At 54.3% G+C, this 20,105-nt stretch carries 20 protein-coding genes; 12 read left to right on the top strand and 8 right to left on the bottom strand.

Features of this window, described 5'->3' with window-relative positions:
* Window positions 1–8 precede the first annotated feature (8 nt).
* From K7G70_RS15730 to K7G70_RS15710, 5 genes are all read left to right on the top strand, one after another.
* Window positions 9–1,409, top strand: coding sequence for a hypothetical protein (locus K7G70_RS15730; protein ID WP_223789610.1), 1,401 nt, complete (start codon window positions 9–11; stop codon window positions 1,407–1,409).
* Between the two features lie 93 nt (window positions 1,410–1,502).
* A complete protein-coding gene (locus tag K7G70_RS15725; RefSeq protein WP_223789609.1) occupies window positions 1,503–3,050 on the top strand; it encodes a glutamate synthase-related protein in 1,548 nt (515 codons plus the stop codon).
* 35 nt (window positions 3,051–3,085) lie between these two features.
* Window positions 3,086–3,913: an agmatinase gene (speB, locus tag K7G70_RS15720; protein WP_223789608.1), complete on the top strand. Its 828-nt coding sequence runs from the start codon at window positions 3,086–3,088 to the stop codon at window positions 3,911–3,913.
* 93 nt (window positions 3,914–4,006) lie between these two features.
* On the top strand, window positions 4,007–5,206 hold the full coding sequence (locus tag K7G70_RS15715) for a GNAT family N-acetyltransferase (protein WP_223789607.1): 1,200 nt from the start codon (window positions 4,007–4,009) through the stop codon (window positions 5,204–5,206).
* Window positions 5,203–5,484 (top strand): GNAT family N-acetyltransferase, encoded by a 282-nt coding sequence (locus K7G70_RS15710; protein WP_223789606.1) that lies wholly within the window; start codon window positions 5,203–5,205, stop codon window positions 5,482–5,484. The genes K7G70_RS15715 and K7G70_RS15710 overlap by 4 nt, the downstream gene beginning before the upstream one ends.
* A 13-nt stretch (window positions 5,485–5,497) precedes the next feature.
* Here the strand turns inward: K7G70_RS15710 and K7G70_RS15705 are convergent, their stop codons facing one another.
* Window positions 5,498–6,517, bottom strand: a complete 1,020-nt coding sequence (locus tag K7G70_RS15705; RefSeq protein ID WP_223789605.1) for an alkaline phosphatase D family protein — start codon at window positions 6,515–6,517, stop codon at window positions 5,498–5,500.
* A gap of 112 nt (window positions 6,518–6,629) precedes the next feature.
* Here K7G70_RS15705 and K7G70_RS15700 point away from each other — a divergent pair, with 112 nt between their 5' ends.
* Window positions 6,630–7,175 carry a GNAT family N-acetyltransferase gene (locus K7G70_RS15700; protein WP_223789604.1) on the top strand — a complete coding sequence of 182 codons (546 nt, stop codon included), beginning with the start codon at window positions 6,630–6,632 and terminating at the stop codon, window positions 7,173–7,175.
* A 2-nt stretch (window positions 7,176–7,177) separates the two neighbouring features.
* Here K7G70_RS15700 and K7G70_RS15695 read toward each other — a convergent pair whose 3' ends face one another.
* From K7G70_RS15695 to K7G70_RS15685, 3 genes are all read right to left on the bottom strand, one after another.
* Window positions 7,178–8,635, bottom strand: coding sequence for a sensor histidine kinase (locus tag K7G70_RS15695; protein ID WP_223789603.1), 1,458 nt, complete (start codon window positions 8,633–8,635; stop codon window positions 7,178–7,180).
* Window positions 8,636–8,646: 11 nt separating this feature from the next.
* Window positions 8,647–9,366, bottom strand: a complete 720-nt coding sequence (locus K7G70_RS15690; protein WP_223789602.1) for a response regulator transcription factor — start codon at window positions 9,364–9,366, stop codon at window positions 8,647–8,649.
* A 167-nt stretch (window positions 9,367–9,533) separates the two neighbouring features.
* The gene (locus tag K7G70_RS15685; RefSeq protein WP_223789601.1) at window positions 9,534–11,390 is read right to left on the bottom strand and encodes a spondin domain-containing protein; all 1,857 of its coding nucleotides are present in this window, start codon (window positions 11,388–11,390) and stop codon (window positions 9,534–9,536) included.
* Window positions 11,391–11,495: 105 nt separating this feature from the next.
* Here K7G70_RS15685 and K7G70_RS15680 point away from each other — a divergent pair, with 105 nt between their 5' ends.
* From K7G70_RS15680 to K7G70_RS15655, 6 genes are all read left to right on the top strand, one after another.
* The gene (locus K7G70_RS15680; protein WP_223789600.1) at window positions 11,496–12,581 is read left to right on the top strand and encodes an aromatic ring-hydroxylating oxygenase subunit alpha; all 1,086 of its coding nucleotides are present in this window, start codon (window positions 11,496–11,498) and stop codon (window positions 12,579–12,581) included.
* Window positions 12,578–13,075 carry a SixA phosphatase family protein gene (locus tag K7G70_RS15675; RefSeq protein ID WP_223789599.1) on the top strand — a complete coding sequence of 166 codons (498 nt, stop codon included), beginning with the start codon at window positions 12,578–12,580 and terminating at the stop codon, window positions 13,073–13,075. The genes K7G70_RS15680 and K7G70_RS15675 overlap by 4 nt, the downstream gene beginning before the upstream one ends.
* A gap of 295 nt (window positions 13,076–13,370) precedes the next feature.
* A complete protein-coding gene (locus K7G70_RS15670; RefSeq protein WP_223789598.1) occupies window positions 13,371–13,997 on the top strand; it encodes a hypothetical protein in 627 nt (208 codons plus the stop codon).
* Window positions 13,998–14,121: 124 nt separating this feature from the next.
* Complete coding sequence (tpx, locus tag K7G70_RS15665; RefSeq protein WP_223789597.1) at window positions 14,122–14,622, top strand: thiol peroxidase; 501 nt, start codon at window positions 14,122–14,124, stop codon at window positions 14,620–14,622.
* A gap of 82 nt (window positions 14,623–14,704) precedes the next feature.
* Window positions 14,705–15,577: an FkbM family methyltransferase gene (locus K7G70_RS15660; protein ID WP_223789596.1), complete on the top strand. Its 873-nt coding sequence runs from the start codon at window positions 14,705–14,707 to the stop codon at window positions 15,575–15,577.
* Between the two features lie 190 nt (window positions 15,578–15,767).
* Complete coding sequence (locus K7G70_RS15655) at window positions 15,768–16,502, top strand: ThuA domain-containing protein (RefSeq protein WP_223789595.1); 735 nt, start codon at window positions 15,768–15,770, stop codon at window positions 16,500–16,502.
* 18 nt (window positions 16,503–16,520) lie between these two features.
* On the opposite strand, the gene K7G70_RS15650 is transcribed toward K7G70_RS15655, so the two are convergent.
* The 4 genes from K7G70_RS15650 to K7G70_RS15635 are packed head-to-tail and all read right to left on the bottom strand — an operon-like array spanning window position 16,521 to window position 20,054.
* Window positions 16,521–17,099, bottom strand: coding sequence for an LOG family protein (locus K7G70_RS15650; protein WP_223789594.1), 579 nt, complete (start codon window positions 17,097–17,099; stop codon window positions 16,521–16,523).
* A 9-nt stretch (window positions 17,100–17,108) separates the two neighbouring features.
* Complete coding sequence (locus tag K7G70_RS15645) at window positions 17,109–17,876, bottom strand: class I SAM-dependent methyltransferase (protein WP_223789593.1); 768 nt, start codon at window positions 17,874–17,876, stop codon at window positions 17,109–17,111.
* Between the two features lie 5 nt (window positions 17,877–17,881).
* Window positions 17,882–19,819 (bottom strand): bifunctional tRNA (5-methylaminomethyl-2-thiouridine)(34)-methyltransferase MnmC2/FAD-dependent 5-carboxymethylaminomethyl-2-thiouridine(34) oxidoreductase MnmC1, encoded by a 1,938-nt coding sequence (gene mnmC / locus K7G70_RS15640; protein ID WP_223789592.1) that lies wholly within the window; start codon window positions 19,817–19,819, stop codon window positions 17,882–17,884.
* 28 nt (window positions 19,820–19,847) lie between these two features.
* Window positions 19,848–20,054: a hypothetical protein gene (locus K7G70_RS15635; protein ID WP_223789591.1), complete on the bottom strand. Its 207-nt coding sequence runs from the start codon at window positions 20,052–20,054 to the stop codon at window positions 19,848–19,850.
* Between the last annotated feature and the right edge of the window lie 51 nt (window positions 20,055–20,105).

Below are 20,105 nucleotides of genomic sequence, written 5' to 3'. Positions count from 1 at the left end.
AGCAGCCCATGACCCAAGCCACGCCCACCCATGAAGCCGCCAACCCACAGAACAACCATGCTTTGACCCGGTGGTTGCAGCGGTGCCCAGTCGGGCTGTTGTTGGTCTTGGTGGGTCTGTTGGCGGTGTTGCTGCAACTGCCGTTGGTTTTCAATCCCGGGTATTTCAGCCATGATGAACTGCAATGGGCGGCGTGGGCTGATGTGGCCGGTTTGTCGGCCATGCGCTGGAATGATTGGCTGGCATTCTCAGATTACCAATACCGGCCCTTGACCTTCAATTTGTGGCGGTTGTTGTCTTATTGGTGCTTTGACCAACCGATGGTTTTCCATGGCGTGTTGGTGCTGTGGGGCAGCCTCAATGCCAGCCTCTTGTGGTTGGCTGCGCGTCGGTTTGGTTTATCGGTATGGCCGGCCATGACTGGGACCCTGCTGTTCGTGGCTTCACCTTATGCCATGTATGTCCATGGCTGGGTGGCCACCATGGCCGACCTGTTGGTCATGTCGTTTGCCTTGTCGATGTTGTCGCAATTGTGTCGCACACAACGGCCATTAATGGCCCTGCTGCTGGGTGCTGGGTTCACGGCCGTGGCATTGATCAGCAAAGAATCTGCCTTGTCCTTGCCAGCGGTGTTGGGTGTGATTTGGCTGTTGGGTGGCCGTCAAAAAGTGTGGTTTATGGCCACCTGGGGTGCTGGCTTGGTGGCCTTGGCTTACCTGGCTTTGCGTCTGCCGGTGTTGTTGTCACAACCAGAGAACACCCATTATGGGCTGAGTCTGTGGCAGATGCCGTGGCGCTGGTTGGAATACCACCTGTATTGGATCTCACCGCACCTCACCGAACCACACACCACATTGGCCAAAGGCTTGCGGGGCTCGACGGTGGTCGCAGCCAGCTTGGTTTTGGGCTTGTTTGTCATCCTGTGGCTGGCCCATCGGCGTTTGTTTTGGGCAGCTTTGTTGGGTGGCTTGGCGCTGTTGGCGCCGGTGTTGCCATTGGCGGCCAGTGCCGCTCAGTATGGCTATTTGTTCGCCGCCGGTCTGGTGTTGCTGGTGGCCGCTGCCTGGCGACACTGCCAGCGCTGGGGTCGGGTGTGGATCATGCTGTTGAGTCTGTTGAGTGTGTGGCATGGGGTCAACACAGCCTTGCTGTTGCGCGATGCCGGTCGCATCCAGGCGGTTTTTTCTCCGGCTTTGGCCCAGGCCGTGGCCCAGCACCCCGCAGATCAAGCGCTGCGTTTGCGCCTCGACGAGGGCGCACCACGCTGGTTGTTCATCCGCCTGACCAGCGATGTGCCCAGTTACCGCGGTGTCGAGCTGGGACAGCGGGTGCAATGGGCGGCTACCGATGAAGCGGCCGATTATGTGGTCCAGGCCGATGGGCAAATCAGAGCCGTCAACCAACCATAAGCATGCCAGGTGTATGCGGTCTGCGGACGGTGGGCTGAACTGTGCTAAAGTGATGGGCTTGAACACCCACGCATTCAGCCATTGGAGGAAATCATGAGTCACCCGATCATCGCCAACAACAAGCCCGCCAAAGTTGAACTGAAGCAAGGTCAGGAATACCACTTTTGTGTGTGTGGCCGTTCCAACAGTCAACCCTTTTGTGATGGCTCTCATGCCGGTACGGAATTCACCCCCAAGCCCTTTGTGGCTGAGGCCGATGGCCCGGCCTATTTGTGCCAATGCAAGCACACCCAAAACGCCCCCTATTGCGATGGCACCCACAAAAAATTTGACGTGGGCATGGTGGGCCAGGAAGGTCCAGGTACGAAAGCCAAAGAATCGGCTGCGCCGGTGGCCCGTGCCACCACGGAAGAACCGACGGTTGAATTCATCCATCAGTTGGCGCGGGAGGGGTTGTCCAACATGGGGCACCATGGGCCCATGACGTCCATGGGGGTGCCGCGCCATCAGCTGCCCCATTGGGATGATTTGCAATTAATGGTGGCCCAAATGGCGCGCAAGCCGTTGATGGAAGAGGCGCCGGTGGCCACAGAGCTGGTGGTTGGGCCGGCCGCCAAAAAACCGCTGGTGTTGAAGATCCCTTTGTTGGTTTCTGACATGAGTTTTGGCGCTTTGTCCGAAGAAGCCAAAGTGGCCCTGGCCACCGGGGCTGAACTGGCCGGTACCGGGATTTGTTCCGGCGAAGGGGGCATGTTGCCCGAAGAGCAAGAGGCCAATTCGCGTTATTTTTATGAGCTGGCCAGCGCTGGATTTGGTTACCAAGAAGCCTTGCTGGACCGGGTTCAGGCCTTTCATTTCAAAGGAGGACAGGGGGCCAAAACCGGCACCGGTGGACACTTGCCCGGGAACAAGAACATCGGCAAAATCTCACAAGTCAGGGGCATCCCCGAAGGCACCCCAGCGATATCACCACCCACGTTCAAAGATCTGCACACAACGGCCGATTTCAAACGCTTTGCCGATCGCGTGCGCGAGCTCACCGGCGGCATCCCCATTGGCTTCAAGCTGAGTGCCAACCACATTGAAGATGACCTGCAATTCGCATTGGATGCCAGTGCCGATTACATCATTTTGGATGGACGCGGTGGCGGCACCGGCGCGGCACCCGCCATGTTCAGGGACCACATCAGTGTGCCCACCATCCCTGCTTTGGCCCGGGCCCGTCGATTCCTGGATCAAGTGGGCGCCAGCGGTCGGGTGACCTTGATCATCACCGGCGGCTTGCGGGTGCCGATTGATTTTGTCAAAGCCCTGGCCTTGGGGGCTGATGGGGTGGCCTTGTCCAACAGTGCGATGCAAGCCATCGGTTGTGTGGCCGCCCGCATGTGCAACACCAACCAGTGCCCTGCCGGGATTGCGACGCAAAATGCCGATTTGCGCCAGCGCTTGCATGTGGCCAAATCGGCGCAACAGTTGCACAACTTTTTCAACGCATCCACCGAACTCATGCAGGTTATGGCGCGGGCTTGTGGACACCATTCACTGGCCGGTTTCGGACCGCGAGATTTGGCCACCTGGCACCAGGACATGGCCCGTTTGTCAGGCGTGAAATATGTCGGCATCGGTGATCCCCGTGTTTGAACAAGTCCGTGTTGGGGGATCGAGGAGAGTCGCCCATGGGTGATTGGTTTGGGGGGCGTGCCATGCCGCAGCATTCAACCGCTTTGATCGGCGTGCCGTCGGATGAAAACTCCAGTTTTCTGACCGGTTGTGCCCAAGCGCCCCAACGCATTCGCCAGGCCTTGCACAGCGACTCGGCCAATTTGTGGAGTGAACGGGGGCATGAAGTGCGGTTGGGCGACAACTGCCATGATTTGGGTGATTTGCCTGTCACCGGTGATGCCGCAGGCTTTGCGCAAGTGACCCAAGCGGTAGACCAATGTTTACAAGCCGGCAATCGGGTGTTGTCATTGGGCGGCGATCATGCCGTCACCTTCCCACTGGTGCGGGCATTTGCGCCTCATTATGCGGATTTGACCTTGCTGCATTTTGATGCCCACACCGATTTGTATGATGATTTTCAAGACAACCCTTTGTCGCATGCCTCACCGTTTGCCCGGATTATGGAAAAGCAATTGGCCAAGCGTTTGATTCAGGTCGGCATCCGCACCCTGAATGACCACCAACGTGATCAAGTCAAGCGCTTTGGGGTCGAGGTATATGGTGTCAATCAATGCGCCGAAGTGGTGGCCTTGGGTTTGACCGGTCCGGTTTATGTGTCGGTGGATTTGGATGCCTTGGATCCGGCTTTTGCCCCCGGGGTGTCACACCATGAACCAGGCGGCTTGAGCACCCGTGAATTGATCCAAGTGTTGCACAGCATCCAAGGGCCAGTGGTCGGCGCCGACATTGTCGAATACAACCCCACCCGCGACATCCATGACATGACGGCCATGGTGGCCGCCAAATTGCTGCGTGAGATGCTGGCACTGATGGCCCTTTGAAACAGCCGGATCATGCAGTGCTGTGGGTGAGGACATGTACAAATGCCGCCACATCGTTTACCATCAAGATTTTGTTTCATCCGGATCAAAGACATGAGCCTCATCGATCAAGTCAAGGACAAACTACAACGCCACCAGGAACGACACAGCACAACCGGTCATCGATTTGTGTTGGCAGACCGTGTGGATTTCATGCATGGGGCCGCCTGGGATCAGGTGGCTGAGCACAGTTCCATTTTCCTCAGTCGCCGTTATTTGCGGGCCCTGGAGTCCTGTGCGCCGAACAACACAGCACAACGCTATGCCATGGCTTATGATGACCAACAGCAACCGGTGGTGATTGTGGCGGCCCAGGTGGCGGTCATCGGCGGTGAACAATTGACCCAGGAAACAGGGCAGCTCACCGATGCCATCAAACAAAAGTACCAGGAACGCGTGCTGGTTTGCGGCAACCTGGTCTCCAGTGGTTTGCATGGAGTGGGATTCGCCCCTGACTTGGATCCGACGTTGGGTTGGCGCATCGTCTCTGAGGCCTTGTATAAAATCAGACAAGCAGAGAAATTGGCCGGGAAAATCGATTTTGTCATGATCAAAGACTTGAAGAAACCGCTCCTACCACCTTCTGAAGTGCTGGAGAGGTATTCCTATCGCCGCATCCAAACCGATCCGGACATGGTCCTGAATTTGGGCCCCGAAGTTCGCACTTTTGATGATTACCTGGCCATGTTGACTGCCAAATACCGAGGACGCATCAAGAAAATCATCAAAACCATTGATACCGGGCCATTGACCACCGAAACGCTGACCTTGAATGAACAGTTGGATGCCCAATTGCACGCCTTGTATTTGCAGGTTGAAAACAAGTCTGCCACCCGCTTGGCCACCCTGCCGGCAGGCTATTTCCTGGCCTTGCAGCAGGCATTGGGCGAAGATTTTCGATGTGTGGGCATCCGCAACCAGGACGAGGTGGCCGGTTTTGTCTCGGTGATCAAAGAGGGCGACCAAGCGATCGCGTACTATGTGGGACTGGATTATCAAGTCAATGAACAATACCCCATCTACTTCCGTTTGTTGCAGTTGGTGATCGAAGTGGCGCTGGACTGGGGGTGCCAACACATCTCCTTTGGCCGCACCGCTTTGGAACCGAAAGCCAATTTGGGGGCCGAGCCGGTGGAGGAATTTGTCTGGGCTCGCCATCGGGTGCCGGTGGTCAATTACATGGTCAGGAAACTGTTCCGCAATGTGCCATTTGACGAGGCACCGAAACGATCAGTCAAAAAGCAAAAACAATGAATCAAAATATCCAACACAATCCCAAGCAGCGACGGTTTGAAATCACCATGAATGGTCTGACAGCTTATATGAGTTACCGCTTGGATCAAGCCGTGCTCGAATACAACCACACCATCGTACCCAAAGCTTTGGGTGGTCAAGGTCTGGGCACGGAATTGGTCAAATATGGCCTGGCTTATGCACGGGTGCACCACCTCAAAGTCAAGCCAACTTGTCCGTTTGTGGCGGCCTTGATCGAAAAGAACCCCGTGTATCAAGACTTGCTTGAATCGATCTGAGGCCACACCCCAATCATTGCAGTGACAGCGTCAACTGTTGTTGCTTGTTTCCGGCCATGTCAATTTGTGTGATGTGCAAGGTGTTGCTTTCCCAATTTATAGTCAAGGTCGAAAACGATTCATCGGTGATCAATTGGCCCCAACGGTGGCGATTGAATTCTTGATTGCCTGAAAACGAATGGGTCATGCCACTGGCGGTGACCTCAATGATGTTTTGGCCCTGCCATTGAACCCTGGAGACTTCGGACAAATGGCGGTCGCCACTGATGATCACGGGGTTGTTGACCCCACTGTCGCGAATCAGGTTCAACAAGCGGACCCGTTCTTGGGGGAAGTTGGCCCACATTTCATAGCGGTGGTCTTCAGCGATCACTTGAATGCTGCTGGCGATGAGGTTGATGTTGGCAGTGGATTGCTGCAATTCATCCGCCAGCCATTGCCATTGGGCGTCACCCAACAAGTCACCATCGGCTTGTGCCGCGTAATTGCGCGGACCGCCTTTGGGCAAACGCTGCAGTGGATCTTGAAAGCTGCGGGTGTCCAACAACAGGATTTTCACTTGTCTGGGTGGTGTTCCAAAGGTGTGGCTTTGATACACCCCGGGGTGGTTTCTGACCGTGGCCTGGGCCGATACATCCAAAAACGACAGCAGGGCCTCTTTGGCCTCATGTTTCTTTGGGTAGGTGCGGTTGCCGTCATTTTGGCCATAGTCGTGATCGTCCCAGATGCCAATCACCGGCACCTGATGGATGAACGATTGGTAATGTGGGTTTTCTTTTTGTCGTTGGTATTTGGCCGCCATCACAGCCATGTCTTCGGTGTCGGCATAAATGTTGTCGCCCAGCCAGATCCACAGATCAGGCTGCTGTTCGGCAATCACTGGCCAAAATGATTGGTCCAGGTATTCTTTGTTACAAGAGCCCATGGCAATGACTTGAAGTGGTTGACTGGGGTCCGGGCCCGGTTTTTGCGCGCCACCACAGGCGACCAATAACCAGCCGACCAGGCAAAAAGTGAAGCTGAATCGATGCATGTGAAGCCAATAAAATGAATCAAGCCGTAATTTATCACGGTTGTTGTTTCATCCATGTGTGATGGCAGCCCTGTTTGGCAAGATTTACAGTAAAATGATGGGTTTTTGTCAGATGACCATGCAGATCCCCGATTCAACCCGCCTCAGTTTTGCCTTGATGGACGATGGCGATGCCGACTTGTTGTACCAGCTGGATCAGGACGTCGAGGTGATGCGTTACATCAATGGCGGCAAAATCACCACCCGAGAAGACATCCACAACACCTTCTTGCCGCGTTTGGCCCAATACCGCAATCCTGAAAAAGGCTGGGGTTTGTGGCAGCTCACGGTGACCGAGACTGGACAATACATCGGTTGGTTGTTGGTGCGGCCAATGGGTTTCTTCGGTGACGACCCGCAATGGACTGATTGGGAGTTGGGCTGGCGCCTGTTTCGGTCAGCCTGGGGTCATGGCTACGCCACCGAGGCCGCATCACACCTGATGCAGGAACTGGCCAGCACCCAGGATGTGAGCCATTTTTCAGCCATTGCCATGCCCGGCAACGCCGCCTCCATCAAGGTGATGGAAAAACTTGGCATGCGCTATCAAAAAACCGGCATTCATTCAGACCCTTTGGGCGATGAAGAAGTGGTGTATTACAGCAAAAGGGTCTGTTAAGCCTATCCAGCCACCGGCAATTGAAACGAAAACTGGGTGCCTTGGTTCAGGCGGCTGACCACTTTGATTTTGCTTTGATGCAAGTCCAAAATTTTCTTGACGATGGCCAAGCCCAATCCTGATGAACTGCGGTTTTGTTGTGAGGTGTTCTCGGCGCGGTACAGGCGGTCAAAAATGAACGGCAGCTCCTGTTGGCTGATGCCGCGACCGGTGTCGCGAATGATCACTTTGAATTGCCCGTCCTGATGCACCAATTTCAACAGCACCTTGCCATTTTCAGGGGTGTGTTTGATGGCGTTGCCAATCAGGTTTTCCAGCACCCGTTGCATCAAACCGATGTCCGCTTTCACTTCGGTGGGGCCGTCCAATAAGTCCACTTTCAGATCGATGTTCTTGTGTTGGGCCTGCATTTTGAACTCCATGCCCACGTCTTGGATCAGCTCAGCCAATGAAAAGGCTTCGATTTGTGGTTGCACCGCCAAGGAGTCCAATTTGGACAGTTCAAACAGGTCACCCACCAAATCATTCAAACGCACACAGTGTTTGCTGGCAGTGGCCAAGTACTCCTGGCGATTGGCTTCATCCAACTGCCCGTGTTTGATCAACAAGGTGTCCAGGTAACCCTGGATGGAAGCCAGCGGGGTGCGCAAGTCATGCGACACGTTGGTGATCAAGTCGCGGCGGTTTTGATCGGCGGCTTGAATTTGTTTCATTTGTTGGTCGATTTTGCGGCCCATTTGCTGGAAAGCTGAGGTCAAGACCTTGATTTCATCTCCGGGTCGTTGGGGGCTGGCTTTTTCGCCGGTGATTTGTTGTTGGAAAGCCCGCACTTGTCGGGTCAATGCCGCCAACGGGCGGGTCAGTTTATTGACCACCAACACGCCAATCAACAAACTCAGCACCAACAAGGCGCCGATGCTGGCCACGGCAATTTTCAACACGTAAAACTTGCTGATGTCTTGAGCCAAGGCTTCGTAAGTTTGACCGCCCAAGATGGCATAGACATAGCCTTCATGTTGCCCTTGGTGGGTGATTTTGGCGGCTGAAAAGGCTTTTTCGCTGTTGGGGCTGCGAGGATCCAGGTTGACCAGCGGGCGGTGCGAATCGGGCTGTAAAAAGGTTTCGATTTGAGCCAGTGGTACCTGGCTTTGAAAATCGGTTCCAGCCGGCAGGTTGTGACTCAGGACTCGGCCGTTGGCGTCCAACAGATACACCTCAACGGTGGGGTTGATCACCATGGCCCGTTCGGCCAGTTGTTTGATGGCCGCTTCGTTGTGTTGTCCATTGGCGATCAACTGATCTTCCTCGGCCACATACATGGCGATGGAGGCATTCAGTCGCTGGGTCATTTCCAGGTTGTATTGCACCAAGGCGTAACGGATGATGAAGGCCAAGATCACCCCCATGATGATGAACAGCGCCATCAGCATGAAGGACAGTTTTTTGCTGAGTGAATGCATGGAAATTCGATTCAATGGTGGGCCGCGTGATGGGCGGCGATGAATTTGTAGCCAACGCCCCAGATGGTCTTGATGTATTTGGGGTTGTGGCTGTCGCTTTCGATTTTGGTGCGCAAGCGGTTCATGTGTGAATTGACTGTGTGTTCATAACCGTCATGGCCATAGCCCCACACCTGATCCAACAACTGCGAGCGATTGAAGACTTTGTCTGGGTGGCTGGCAAAAAAGTGCAACAAATCGAATTCTTTGGCGGTTAAGTTGATTTCCTCGCCGTCGACTTTCACCGTGCGTTCGTCGCTGCTGATTTCCAAACCATCATATTGCAAAGCCGGACAAGCGGTTTCGTGGTAGGCCAAACTGGCATCAAAACGCCGCATCAAGGCTTTGACGCGGGCAGTCAACTCCAGCACGCTGAATGGTTTGGTGAGGTAATCATCGGCACCCATTTCCAAGCCCAGCACCCGATCCAGTTCAGTGGATTTGGCGGTCAACATCAAAATCGGCACATAATTAGCTTGGCTGCGAATGCGGCGACAGATTTCCAGGCCGTCCAGATTGGGTAATTTCAGGTCCAGCACGATGGCGGACCAGGGGCGAGACAGGGCTTGTTTGAGGCCTTGTTCACCGTCGTGGACCAAAGTCACTTGGTCACACAAATCAGCCAAATGGATTTTCAATAATTGAGCGATGTCATACTCATCCTCAATCACCAGAATTTGTTTGTTTGACATGTCTGTTGCCTCCCCAGCATCATTCGGTTGTTGTTCTTGATTGAATATATGAAAGGAAAAAGACATGGTTGCTTACAATTATTTGTTCTTTTGGGTCCTGACAGGTTGTGGTCGGGTCAAATCTTGGGGATGGGACCACAACCTGCCAGTGGGTTGATTAAGGTTGTTTACAGCTGACAAGCACCCGCATAGTCAACCGGACCTGAGGTCAATCGAGTCAGCGGTTCGCTGCCTGAACCATAACCATCCACCAGTGAGTCATAGGACAAAGTGGCTTGGTTACACGAGGTGAACTTGATGCGCACCTGGCCCCAGTTGATGCGGACCACATCGGCTGAGTTGAACGACTCGCCAAAGATCGCTCCGGAGGTTTGGATCACATCGACAATGGCGGTGTCATCCACCACGGGACCCACGCCGGTCAGCCAAATTTGCTCGCCTGAGCCGTCGGCCGCGTAGTGGTACCAAGAGACCATGGCGCGTGAGCCACCATTGCCGTCACTGGTGATTTCCAACACCAGACCGTGGCCAGCGCGTGCAGGATTGAACCAGGCGCCACTGTGACCACCGTCGACCACCCGCGAGACCCTGATTTCAGCCACTGGGCTGCCAGGAATGCTGAAGTCTGCGGCGGTGGCATCAAAGCTGATGCCTGGGCCATTGGTGCCACCCAGGAAGTTTTGTGGGCTGCCGTTGGGGTTACCCACAGAACCATTGAATCCGGGGTGTAAAGCGATCAAATCAGTGGTTGCTTCACCGGTATCGGGCGCTGATTGGTCGAAGAAAGCGGCATCGGACTCGGTGTTGGCTTCGGTGCCCGCATCCCAGACGTTGCTGCCATAAACTTTGACCCGCACCGGACCGGCGAAATCACCGTTGTCATCAAAAATGGGGTAGGCCATGGGGTTGTCGTTGCCAATGAAGGCATCATTGGATGGTAACACCATGGCGGCATACGACAAGTAACGGTTTTGCGCGGCATCCAAGTACACCATTTCAGTGCTGCTGAAGCCAGGATCAAACAAGGGTGCGCCGGCAAAGCCTTCGGGGTTCAACACCACTTGTCCGGTACCGGCACCACTGGTGGCAAACGCATCGGCCAAGGCGCCAAAATCGCCGTCTTCAGCCATTCGTTCGATGCCCAAAGAAGCCGTTTCACCGACGTTGAAGCTGTCAAAGGAGCCGTCGTGGTAACCCAGCCACACGGGGGTCAAGTAAATGCCGCCAGCCGGGGCTTGGTTTTTGACACTGACCCGCACGGGCGTCAGGGCATTTTGAATGGTGACCCGCATGATGGGCACGATGCCTTGGGTGAAATCACCTTTGACCGGATCAATCACGGTACCTGGTGGCACGGTGGCGCCCAGGATGTTGACCGGAGTGGCTGCCGGGTTACCGGCCGAACCGTTGAAACCGGGGTGCAACTCCACCCCGTCACTGGTGGTTTCACCGGTGTTGGGTGCGGATTGGTTGAGGAAAGCGGCATCGGATTCGGTGTTGGCTTCGGTACCCGCATCCAGCACCTCACTGCCATAAACCACAAATGAGATGGGGCCCATGAACTCACCTTCGTCGTTGAACAGTTGGTGGGCCATGGGGTCGCCATTGGCAATGAACGCGTCATTGGATGGCAGGATCATCGCGCCATAGCTGAAATACTGGTTGGCCGCGGGATCCAAATCAAACACCTCGTAACTGGCCAAACCCGGATCAAAAATCGGGGCGCCGGCAAAGCCTTCGGGGTTGAGGATCACGGCATCCAAACCACTGCCGGCAAATTCGCTCATCAAGGCCCCAAAGTCACCGTCTTCGGCAAAGCGTTCGACGCCTTCTGAGGCGGCGGCTCCGCGGTCGTATAAATCAAAGCTGCCGTCATGGAAGCCGACCCACAATGGGGTGAAATACAGGCCCCCTTCAGGACTCAGGTTTTCCACTTTGACCTTCACTTCAAAAGCCGCGGCTTGGGTTGACAATAAAAAGCCCGCTGGCAATACCAACGAGCGCATCAGATGTTTCATTTTCATGTTTGACTCCTCTGTTATTAAAATCGTGGAGCCATTTTGCGCTTCAATTCTCACGAAATTCTCACGGCTTGATGACAAATGATTCAAATGCACTAAAATGATGGCATGAATGCATATGACCGCCAACGCATCGCCACACTGGCCCAATCCCAGGGGGCTGATCAAGCCCATTCACTGCCGGCCGAAGTTTATGCCAATGGCTTGTTCACGGTGCTGGATCGCACCGAGGTCTTGCAGCGCAGTTGGCAGTTGGTTGGCCACCAGTCGCAGATACCAACCACCGGTGACTGGGTGGTGCACGAGGTGGCTGAACAACCGATCATTGTGGTCAACACCGGGGCTGGCATCCAGGCCTTGCACAATGTGTGCCGCCACCGGGCTGGCCCATTGGCCACAACTTCCGGACATGGCAAAACCCTGCGGTGTCGGTATCATGGCTGGAATTATCATTTGGATGGGCGGCTGAAAAGTGCCCCGGAAATGCACACCACCGCAGGTTTTTCAGTGGCCGATCATCGTTTGCCCAAAATCAAAACGGCCATTTGGCAAGGCTTGATATTTGTGGCGCTGAAAGATGACGTGCCGCCATTGAATGAAGTGACCGCGGGCATCGATCAAATTTTGGCCCCGATCGATCTGACCACCATGCCATTCAACCGCCGCGATGAATTCATCATTGATTGTAACTGGAAGGTCTATGTGGAGAATTACCTGGAAGGCTATCATTTACCCCATGTGCATCCGGGCTTGAATCAATTGTTGGATTACAAAAGTTACCAAACCCAGTTAAGCCGGTGGCATTCCCACCAATTCAGTCCGCTGGAACAAAGCGAGGGCATTTACGGCGCCGGTCAGGCCCATTACTTTTTCATCTACCCCAACACCATGCTCAATGTGTTGCCCAACCGCTTACAGACCAACCAAGTGCTGCCATTGAGTCACAACCGCTGTCGGGTGCTGTTTGATTATTGTTATGCCGAGGTGCCAGATCTGGCATCATTGATCGCCCAAGACCAACAATTCAGTGACCAAGTCCAAGCGGAAGACATCGGCATTTGTGAAGCGGTACAAAAAGGATTGAATTCAGGCAGTTATGCCAGTGGCCCATTGTGCATGAAACGGGAAGCGGGTTTGCACCACTTTCAAGAGCTGCTGCGGGCCGCTTATCGCCAGCTGATGGAGGCCGCATGAAATCAGTCCACTTGATCCGCCATGCCAAGTCCAGTTGGGACCACCCGGGACTGGCGGACCGCGCCCGGCCATTGAGCCAACGCGGACACCGCGACACCCGCATCATGGCCCATGCCATGCATGAGGCTGGGGTGGTTTTTGATCACGTGCTGTGCAGCGTGGCGCAAAGGGCTCAATTGACCATTCAGGGCGTGGCCGAGCATTGGCCGGGGCGCCCCATCGATTGGCAGTTGCACGAATCTTTGTACACTTTTTCCGCGTCGGCCATCTGGTCGCTGGTGCGGGCATTGACAGATGATCAGCAGGTGGTTTTCTTGGTGGGGCATAATCCGGCTTTCACTGATTTTGTCAATCAGGCCAGTGCCGCGGGCTTGGCCAATGTGCCCACCTGTGCCTATGCCCATGTGTCATTCACCCAGGCGACCCAGTGGCAAGAAGTGGTGGCCGGCACCGCCGAGCTGGCGGCGTTCATGAAACCCAAAATGTTTAAATAGGCGATCCTGCCAAAGGCTTATTCAGGGGCAACTGAAAAAAAGGGCACATCCCTGTGGCATTGGTCCATGACCCATCCCTGAGAGGCTTCCCATTTGTTGGCATGTGCGACCAACGGTTCCCATTGTAAGCACCGGCCTGCAAAACTAAGTATCAATGGTGGGACAAAAAACACCGAATACAAGCCACCGGTCATTGCTTTTCAAGGGTCGGCGCAGCGGTGGTGCGAATTCAGGGACCGTTCATTTTTGTCCAATTATCATAAAGATCCAATCAATTCATAAGGAGCGTAAGATAATGAAAACAATGATTTTAGTGATGATGTTGGGCATGTTCAGTTTGGCCCAAGCCCGCCATTTGAACGTGAAATTTGATGACCATGGAAAAATGATTAACCCGGACGATTATTTGGTCTACACGGCATTGGAGGCGGATAAGCGGGGACACAAAAACGACGCCATGTGGCGCTTGATTGATGCCGCAGAATATGGCAACAAGCATGCCCAATACTTCATTGGCCTGTTGCATTTACAAAAGGACGACCAAATCACCGGGTTGGCTTGGTTGCGACTGGCTGGCAAAGGCATTTCCAACAACGACCACCTGATGGCCACGCTGCCACAACAATTGAACGCCCAACAGTTGACCCAGGTCGATCAATTGTTGGCTGAGTTGAAGCAAACCTACAATTTTGAAAATGCCATCGCCAAGCGTGCTGAGTGGAAAAAAAGTCAATCCTTTGGTGGCAGTCGCATCAAAGGCCATATCCCGATGCACTGGAAGGCCGAATTGCCCAATGGCAAAGTGGTGTTTGCCAATGAGGTCAAACGCCGCATGGAATCGTTCATTTTTGAGTATCGCTATGATGAGGGTGAGGTCATCTTGAAAGACCTGGAAACCGCTGATCCAGAGCCAGAAACTTAAGCCTTCTGTGGGTTGTCATCGAATGGATGGCAACCCAATCACCCAGAACAGGTGCAGGCGACCTACAGACACTTGATGCAGGGCATGAATCAGGCTAAACTGATTGCTTTTTTGAGGACAACCCATGGCCCAAACCAACTTCAAAGGCAACCCCGTAGACACCAATGGCGACTTTCCCCAAGTCGGGGACGCTGGCCCCGCCATGCAATTGGTGCTGTCAGACCTCAGCGAAGCCACCCTGGCCGATTTTGCCGGCAAGCAAGTGGTGTTGAACATCTTTCCCAGCATCGACACCCCAGTGTGTGCCTTACAATTAAAAACTTTCAGCCAACAAGCCGGCGACCGTGACGATGTGGTGATGGTGTATGCTTCCATGGATTTGCCCTTTGCCTTGAACCGTTTTTGCGCCGCCGAAGGGGTTGAGAATGCCGTCACCGGGTCTGATTTCAGACACCAAAGCCTGGCCGCCAGTTGTGGGGTGAAAATGACCTCAGGTCCCTTGGCTGGTTTGTACGCCCGCGCCACCTTGGTGTTGGATGCCAACCACCAGGTGGTATACAGTGAATTGGTCGATGACATTGTCAATGAGCCCAATTATGCGGCGGCCATGCAGGCCTTGGATTGAGTTGAATCCGATTCCACATTAACCGGGTGACATCCCGTCACCCGCCGCCCAATCACATCCATCCAATCGAGGAAAAACAACCATGCTTGCTGCCAATGGACTGTTTCCGATCAGTCGCCTGACCGAGGAAACCAACCGCGATGAAAACATCGCCACCATCCGTACATTGTCCCGCTCCACCTATTTAGGCAACCACCAGGCCGTGTGCCGGGTATTGGGCCGCTATTTGATGTTCGTCAACACTTTGGATGAACGCCTGGGAGTGCAATTACAAATGAATGGATTTTGGGAAATGAACATCACCGAATTCATTGCCCGCCAAGTCAAACCGGGCATGAATGTGCTGGATGTGGGTGCCAATTATGGTTATTTTTCCATGTTGATGGCGGATTTGATTGGTCCTGAAGGTCAGATTCATGCCTTGGAAGCCAACCCCATGCTCAGTCGCCTGGTGATCAAAAGCAGCAAAGTCAATGGCTTTGAAAACAAACTGAAAGTGATCAACCAAGGCGTCTCAGACCAGGCCGGCGAGGACATCGATTTTGTCTACAGCGATGACACGCCTATGAATGGCATGTTGGCCGGTAACATGAGTCAACAGGCCCGGGAAAAGCATTACCCCAACACCATCAAGGTGCAAGTGAATGCCATCGATGATTTATTGAAAGACGCCAAACCCATTGATTTCATCAAAGTGGACATTGAGGGCGCAGAAGACAAGTTTTGGTATGGCAGCCAACAAATCAGGGACAAGAATCCCAACATGATGATCTTGTTGGAGTTCAATCGGGCCCGCTACCACAACGTCGACGCCTTCATTGATCAGATATTCGAGCAGGGCTATCAAGTCACCCAGCTCAGCCACAAACAATCATTGTACAAAACCATCACAGCCGAGGACATGAAGCAGTCCAGCACCGCCCACCACATGATGCTGGCCATCCAGCGGCGATAATGAATTAACCTGGCCATGGTCGCCAGGTCAGTTTGCGGGCCTGGTCTGAGGGGACGGGCATGAATGGTGTTTTTTGCGACCTGGGTCTGGTTCATAGGCCGCAGGATGTCATATCGTAAGGGTCACTCAAATGATTCGATACGGAAAGATGCAACGGCTTAATGCCCTATGTTTTATGATGTTGATTGGGATGTGTCACCCAGTCAATGCCCATGAAACCGGTACCTTCAACGCCTTGATATTCAGCAAAACAGACGGTTTTAGGCACGGTTCCATCCCGGCGGCCCAAGTCGCGTTCCAGCAAATGGCTTCTGAGCAAGGCTTCACCGCCACCTTCACCGAAGACAGTGCCGATTTCAATACCCAAAACTTGGCTGCATACGATGTGGTGGTGTTTTTGCTGACATCAGGGGATGTGTTGAACGCCAACGAGCAACAGGCTTTTGAAGCCTACATCCAAAACGGTGGTGGTTTCATGGGGGTTCATTCAGCCAGTGACACCGAATACAGTTGGCCTTGGTATGGTCAATTGTTGGGCACCTATTTTGACAGCCATCCCAGCATCCAAGTGGCCCGAGTTTGGGTGGAAGACAACAGCCACCCAGCCACCGTGCATTTGGATCAGGAATGGATGCGCACCGATGAATGGTACAACTTCCAAACCAATCCGAGGTTGGACCCGACGTTGCAGATTCAGGTGTTGATGACCTTGGATGAAACCAGTTACAGCGGCGGCAACATGGGGGCAGATCACCCCATCAGTTGGTACCATTCATTCCAGGGTGGGCGCTCTTGGTACACTGGCATGGGCCACACCACTGCCAGTTATGCTGAGCCGGATTTTTTGGCCCATTTGTGGGGTGGCTTGTTGTATGCCTCCGGGGTGATTGCGGATGATTATTTGTTTGCCAATGGCTTTGAGTGATGGTGCAAATCAGTTGGCTCAAATAAACCACTTGTCCGGTAATAGGGGCGGCTGGTAACTGGCCAGGTAGGCAATCACGTCTTCAGGGCTTTCGCTGATGTGGTACAACTGGCGGTATTCGGCTTTGGCGAAGTTTTCCGCATAGATGTGCTCGAACATCTCAAACAGGCGGTCATAATAGCCGTCGGTGTTCAAAAACACGATGGGTTTTTCGTGGTAGCCCAATTGTTTCAGGGTCATCACTTCCAGCATTTCTTCCAGGGTGCCAAAGCCACCCCCCAAACCAATGAAGCCATCGGCCAGTTCGATCATTTTGGCTTTGCGGGTGTGCATGTCTGGGGTGATGATCAACTCATCATCAATGGTGTTGACCACGCCATCGATGCGCAAGGCTTCTGGCACCACGCCAATGGTGTGTCCCTGGTGGTGTTTGATGGCCTTGGCCACTTGGCCCATCAGACCGACCATGCCGCCACCGTAGACCAATTCCAGCCCGTTGTTGGCCATCAAAGTGCCCAGGTTCTCAGCCTGGTCAAAATGGATTTTTTTGATTTGGTCCGAAGAGGAACAGTAAACGGCCACTTTTTTGATGGTCATGGGCATGCCTCAGTCAGCAGTTGGATTGATGCGAAAGGTTTTGACCGTCACCGGCCAGGTCACGGTTTTGGTGTCTTCCTCGCCCCAAGCGGTTTGCAGCTCGTCAAGGATCTGCAAGCGCGGGTCTGAGCCGTGTTGTTGCTGGTATTGTTGGGTGGCTGACCAGGTGCCCAGATAACCCACCAGGTGTTTGAAAGTCCATTGTTTGGTCATGGTGCAACTGGGGGCTTTGATCGGCTCGAAAGGAAATTCAATTTGGCTGTAGGCTTGTTCGATGTGGCGCCGCTCTGGCGGCCAACAGCGGCCGATGATGTCATCATAATAGCGTTGGATCACCGCATCCACTGCCGGGCTGATTTGATGCAACTCATAACACCACACCGCCAGCACGCCATTGGCTTTGGCCACCCGTTGGACTTCGGCAAAGAACGGCGCAAAATCAAACCAATGCAAGGCTTGGGCCACGGTGATCAAATCCGCGCTGTGATCGGCCAGTGGGCTTTGGTGGGCCAGGGCCACCTCATATTCCACCCGTGGGTAGATCATGGCCCGGTAAATCTGCGATTCACTGGCGTCGGTGCCAATCACATAGGAAAAGTGGTTGGTCAAAGCCACGGCTGCCTGGCCATTGCCGGTGGCGCAATCCCAGGCCAAGGCCCGTTCCGAACACAAACTGCTCAACCAAGCGTACAGCTCAGCGGGGTATTCAGGGCGATAGACGCTGTAGTCTTCGGCTTGCACTGAGAAATGGTCTTTGAAAGCAGCAGATTGGGTCATGGCGGTTACCTGTGGTTGGGTGGTTGTTTCAGCGATCGGTATAAAAACCGATTGGGGTGGATCATCTTACACAAATCGGTCTCCAGAGGCAAAGGTTGTTGGGTCATCATCGCGGCCAATAATTGGGCCAACAAAGGGGCCGAGGTGAAGCCCCTGGAACCCAGGCCATTGATCACGTACAGGTTTTTGATGGTGGGGGCGGTGGCATATGTTTGCCAATGTCGCCCATGGTGCAGGTCGGCACAGTTTTGGCTGAAGGCAACCGGGTCGACCACCGGACCGCACAAGGGCAGGTGATCCGGCGTGGTGGCCCGCAAAGCGGCGTGCCCAGTGATCACTGCGGCCGCCGACAAGGTTGCGTGCAAAGGATGGTCCTGCCACCAGGCCAAATTGCAAGGCCAATGATCGGCGGCCAAGATGGGTGTTTGGTCGATGGCCGCATCGGTCACATGGTCATAAGTGGCCCCACACACCCAGCGCTTGTGCCGGGGATCAGGGATCACATAACCTTGATCCAACAACACATGGTCCAAGGCGGCATTGACCGGTGCGTGGAGCACCGAAGTTTGCCCATGCCTGGCCTGCAATTGACCAAACCAAGTTGGGTTCAAGGTCTTGGCGCCCATGCCATTGGCCACCACCAGCAACTCACAGCGGTGCACCGTTTGGCCCGCTGCATCGCGCAGGTGCCACTGACCATCGGGGCCTTGTTGGCAGTCTTTGATCGCAGCCACCAACCATTGATCAACCGCAGCCAACAAGCGTTTGGCCACCTGTTGGGTGTCGATGTAACCGGCGTTGGGATACCAGACATGGTTGCGGTTGACTTGCACCAAAGAATCGGGCAATGCCTGCTGTGCCAGGCGTTGGGCCCATTGTTGCGATTTGGCATCGGTCAGTTCCTGACGCACACCGATGGGCTGAAACTCACGGGTTTGATAGAAGTGGCAAGCGGCCTCGAAGGCGCGCCAATAAAACAGGGCTTCGGGGGAATTGCCAGCAGTCAACAAGGGCATCATCATGGCCAGGGCATTGCCTGAAGCTTGTTGCATCGGTTTGGCTTGCTGATCGATCACGGTGGTGTGCCAACCCAATCGTTGCATGCTGTGGGCCACACACAAGCCGGCGATGCCGCCGCCCAGGATGGTCACGGCTGGGGTTGTGCCTGGTGTTAAGTTTTGGGCCCCCGGCAGCGGTGCCCAAAATGGGCTGCCACTGTGGTGTGTGCCCTGATAGGTGGCGGTGATCATCTCTCTTTTGTGACCAAACCCCGGTTGTTTGACCACGTCAAAACCGTGCTTGCTGAGACCGTTCCGCACCACCGAGGCGGCGGTGAAGGTGGCCACTGTGGTGCCGGGTTGGGACAAGCGCGCCATGGTGGCAAACAAGCCGTCATGCCACATGTCGGGGTTTTTACTGGGCGCAAAGCCATCGAGGAACCAGGCATCCACGGAGGCTTGCAGTTGCGCCAAGCCAGCCTGGGCCTCGCCCAGCACCAACAACAGGGTGATGTCGGGGGCAAATTCCAAGCGGTGCAGGCCACAACGAAATGAGCCCCACAACTTTTGTAAGCGCGCGGCCATGGGTGCCAATTCGGGAAAGTTTTGCTGTGCTTGTTGCAGGCTGTGCAGGCTCAGGGGGTGCTTTTCCACGCTGATGAAAACCAATTGCTGTGGTTTCAGTTCAGCCGCTTCCCAGGCTGCCACCGTGGCCAAGAAGTTCAAGCCGGTGCCAAAGCCGGTTTCAGCGACACAAAAATGTGCTTGTCCAGCGGCCTGTTGCCAGCGTTGCTCGAGTCGATTGTGGTGCAGGAACACGTGGCGGGTTTCGGCCAAACCATCATGCCGGGAAAAATACACATCCTGGTAGTCTTCGCTGTAGGGTTGCTGATCGCGCAGCGCGACCTGCAACGGTTTGAGGTGACCATAGGTGAGCGGGTTCATGCCGCCATTATAAAGTCGGGATTGGCCTTCAGGCCATGGATAATTGGCCCGGTCGCTTGCGGTCGTTGCCTGCTGCCTTCAGTTGCTGTGTGCATTCGGTGCAGGTGAATTCATTGTTTTTGAAGGGCGCGTGGTTGTTTTGGTGATTTTTGACTTTCAGGTAAATGGTGCTCTTGTGACAGGAGCTGCACTGGATGCTGATGATCGGTGTGTTGGATGGCTCGGTGCTGCCCATTTAATGTCAACTCAAATTCGTAGATTCTGCCATTATCGGTGTTGCGCTGTG

The organism is Marinicella meishanensis, assembly GCF_019931145.1.
In the GTDB taxonomy this organism is placed as follows: domain Bacteria; phylum Pseudomonadota; class Gammaproteobacteria; order Xanthomonadales; family Marinicellaceae; genus Marinicella; species Marinicella meishanensis.
Note: the sequence above shows the minus strand (reverse complement) of the source record. Positions and strands in the feature narration are given on the sequence as shown.

Coding starts and splice junctions, on each gene's coding strand:
- K7G70_RS15730 (WP_223789610.1), top strand. CDS start 9: ATGACCCAAGCCACGCCCACCCATGAAGCCGCCAACCCACAGAACAAC.
- K7G70_RS15725 (WP_223789609.1), top strand. CDS start 1,503: ATGAGTCACCCGATCATCGCCAACAACAAGCCCGCCAAAGTTGAACTG.
- speB (WP_223789608.1), top strand. CDS start 3,086: ATGGGTGATTGGTTTGGGGGGCGTGCCATGCCGCAGCATTCAACCGCT.
- K7G70_RS15715 (WP_223789607.1), top strand. CDS start 4,007: ATGAGCCTCATCGATCAAGTCAAGGACAAACTACAACGCCACCAGGAA.
- K7G70_RS15710 (WP_223789606.1), top strand. CDS start 5,203: ATGAATCAAAATATCCAACACAATCCCAAGCAGCGACGGTTTGAAATC.
- K7G70_RS15705 (WP_223789605.1), bottom strand. CDS start 6,517: ATGCATCGATTCAGCTTCACTTTTTGCCTGGTCGGCTGGTTATTGGTC.
- K7G70_RS15700 (WP_223789604.1), top strand. CDS start 6,630: ATGACCATGCAGATCCCCGATTCAACCCGCCTCAGTTTTGCCTTGATG.
- K7G70_RS15695 (WP_223789603.1), bottom strand. CDS start 8,635: ATGCATTCACTCAGCAAAAAACTGTCCTTCATGCTGATGGCGCTGTTC.
- K7G70_RS15690 (WP_223789602.1), bottom strand. CDS start 9,366: ATGTCAAACAAACAAATTCTGGTGATTGAGGATGAGTATGACATCGCT.
- K7G70_RS15685 (WP_223789601.1), bottom strand. CDS start 11,390: ATGAAAATGAAACATCTGATGCGCTCGTTGGTATTGCCAGCGGGCTTT.
- K7G70_RS15680 (WP_223789600.1), top strand. CDS start 11,496: ATGAATGCATATGACCGCCAACGCATCGCCACACTGGCCCAATCCCAG.
- K7G70_RS15675 (WP_223789599.1), top strand. CDS start 12,578: ATGAAATCAGTCCACTTGATCCGCCATGCCAAGTCCAGTTGGGACCAC.
- K7G70_RS15670 (WP_223789598.1), top strand. CDS start 13,371: ATGAAAACAATGATTTTAGTGATGATGTTGGGCATGTTCAGTTTGGCC.
- tpx (WP_223789597.1), top strand. CDS start 14,122: ATGGCCCAAACCAACTTCAAAGGCAACCCCGTAGACACCAATGGCGAC.
- K7G70_RS15660 (WP_223789596.1), top strand. CDS start 14,705: ATGCTTGCTGCCAATGGACTGTTTCCGATCAGTCGCCTGACCGAGGAA.
- K7G70_RS15655 (WP_223789595.1), top strand. CDS start 15,768: ATGTGTCACCCAGTCAATGCCCATGAAACCGGTACCTTCAACGCCTTG.
- K7G70_RS15650 (WP_223789594.1), bottom strand. CDS start 17,099: ATGACCATCAAAAAAGTGGCCGTTTACTGTTCCTCTTCGGACCAAATC.
- K7G70_RS15645 (WP_223789593.1), bottom strand. CDS start 17,876: ATGACCCAATCTGCTGCTTTCAAAGACCATTTCTCAGTGCAAGCCGAA.
- mnmC (WP_223789592.1), bottom strand. CDS start 19,819: ATGAACCCGCTCACCTATGGTCACCTCAAACCGTTGCAGGTCGCGCTG.
- K7G70_RS15635 (WP_223789591.1), bottom strand. CDS start 20,054: ATGGGCAGCACCGAGCCATCCAACACACCGATCATCAGCATCCAGTGC.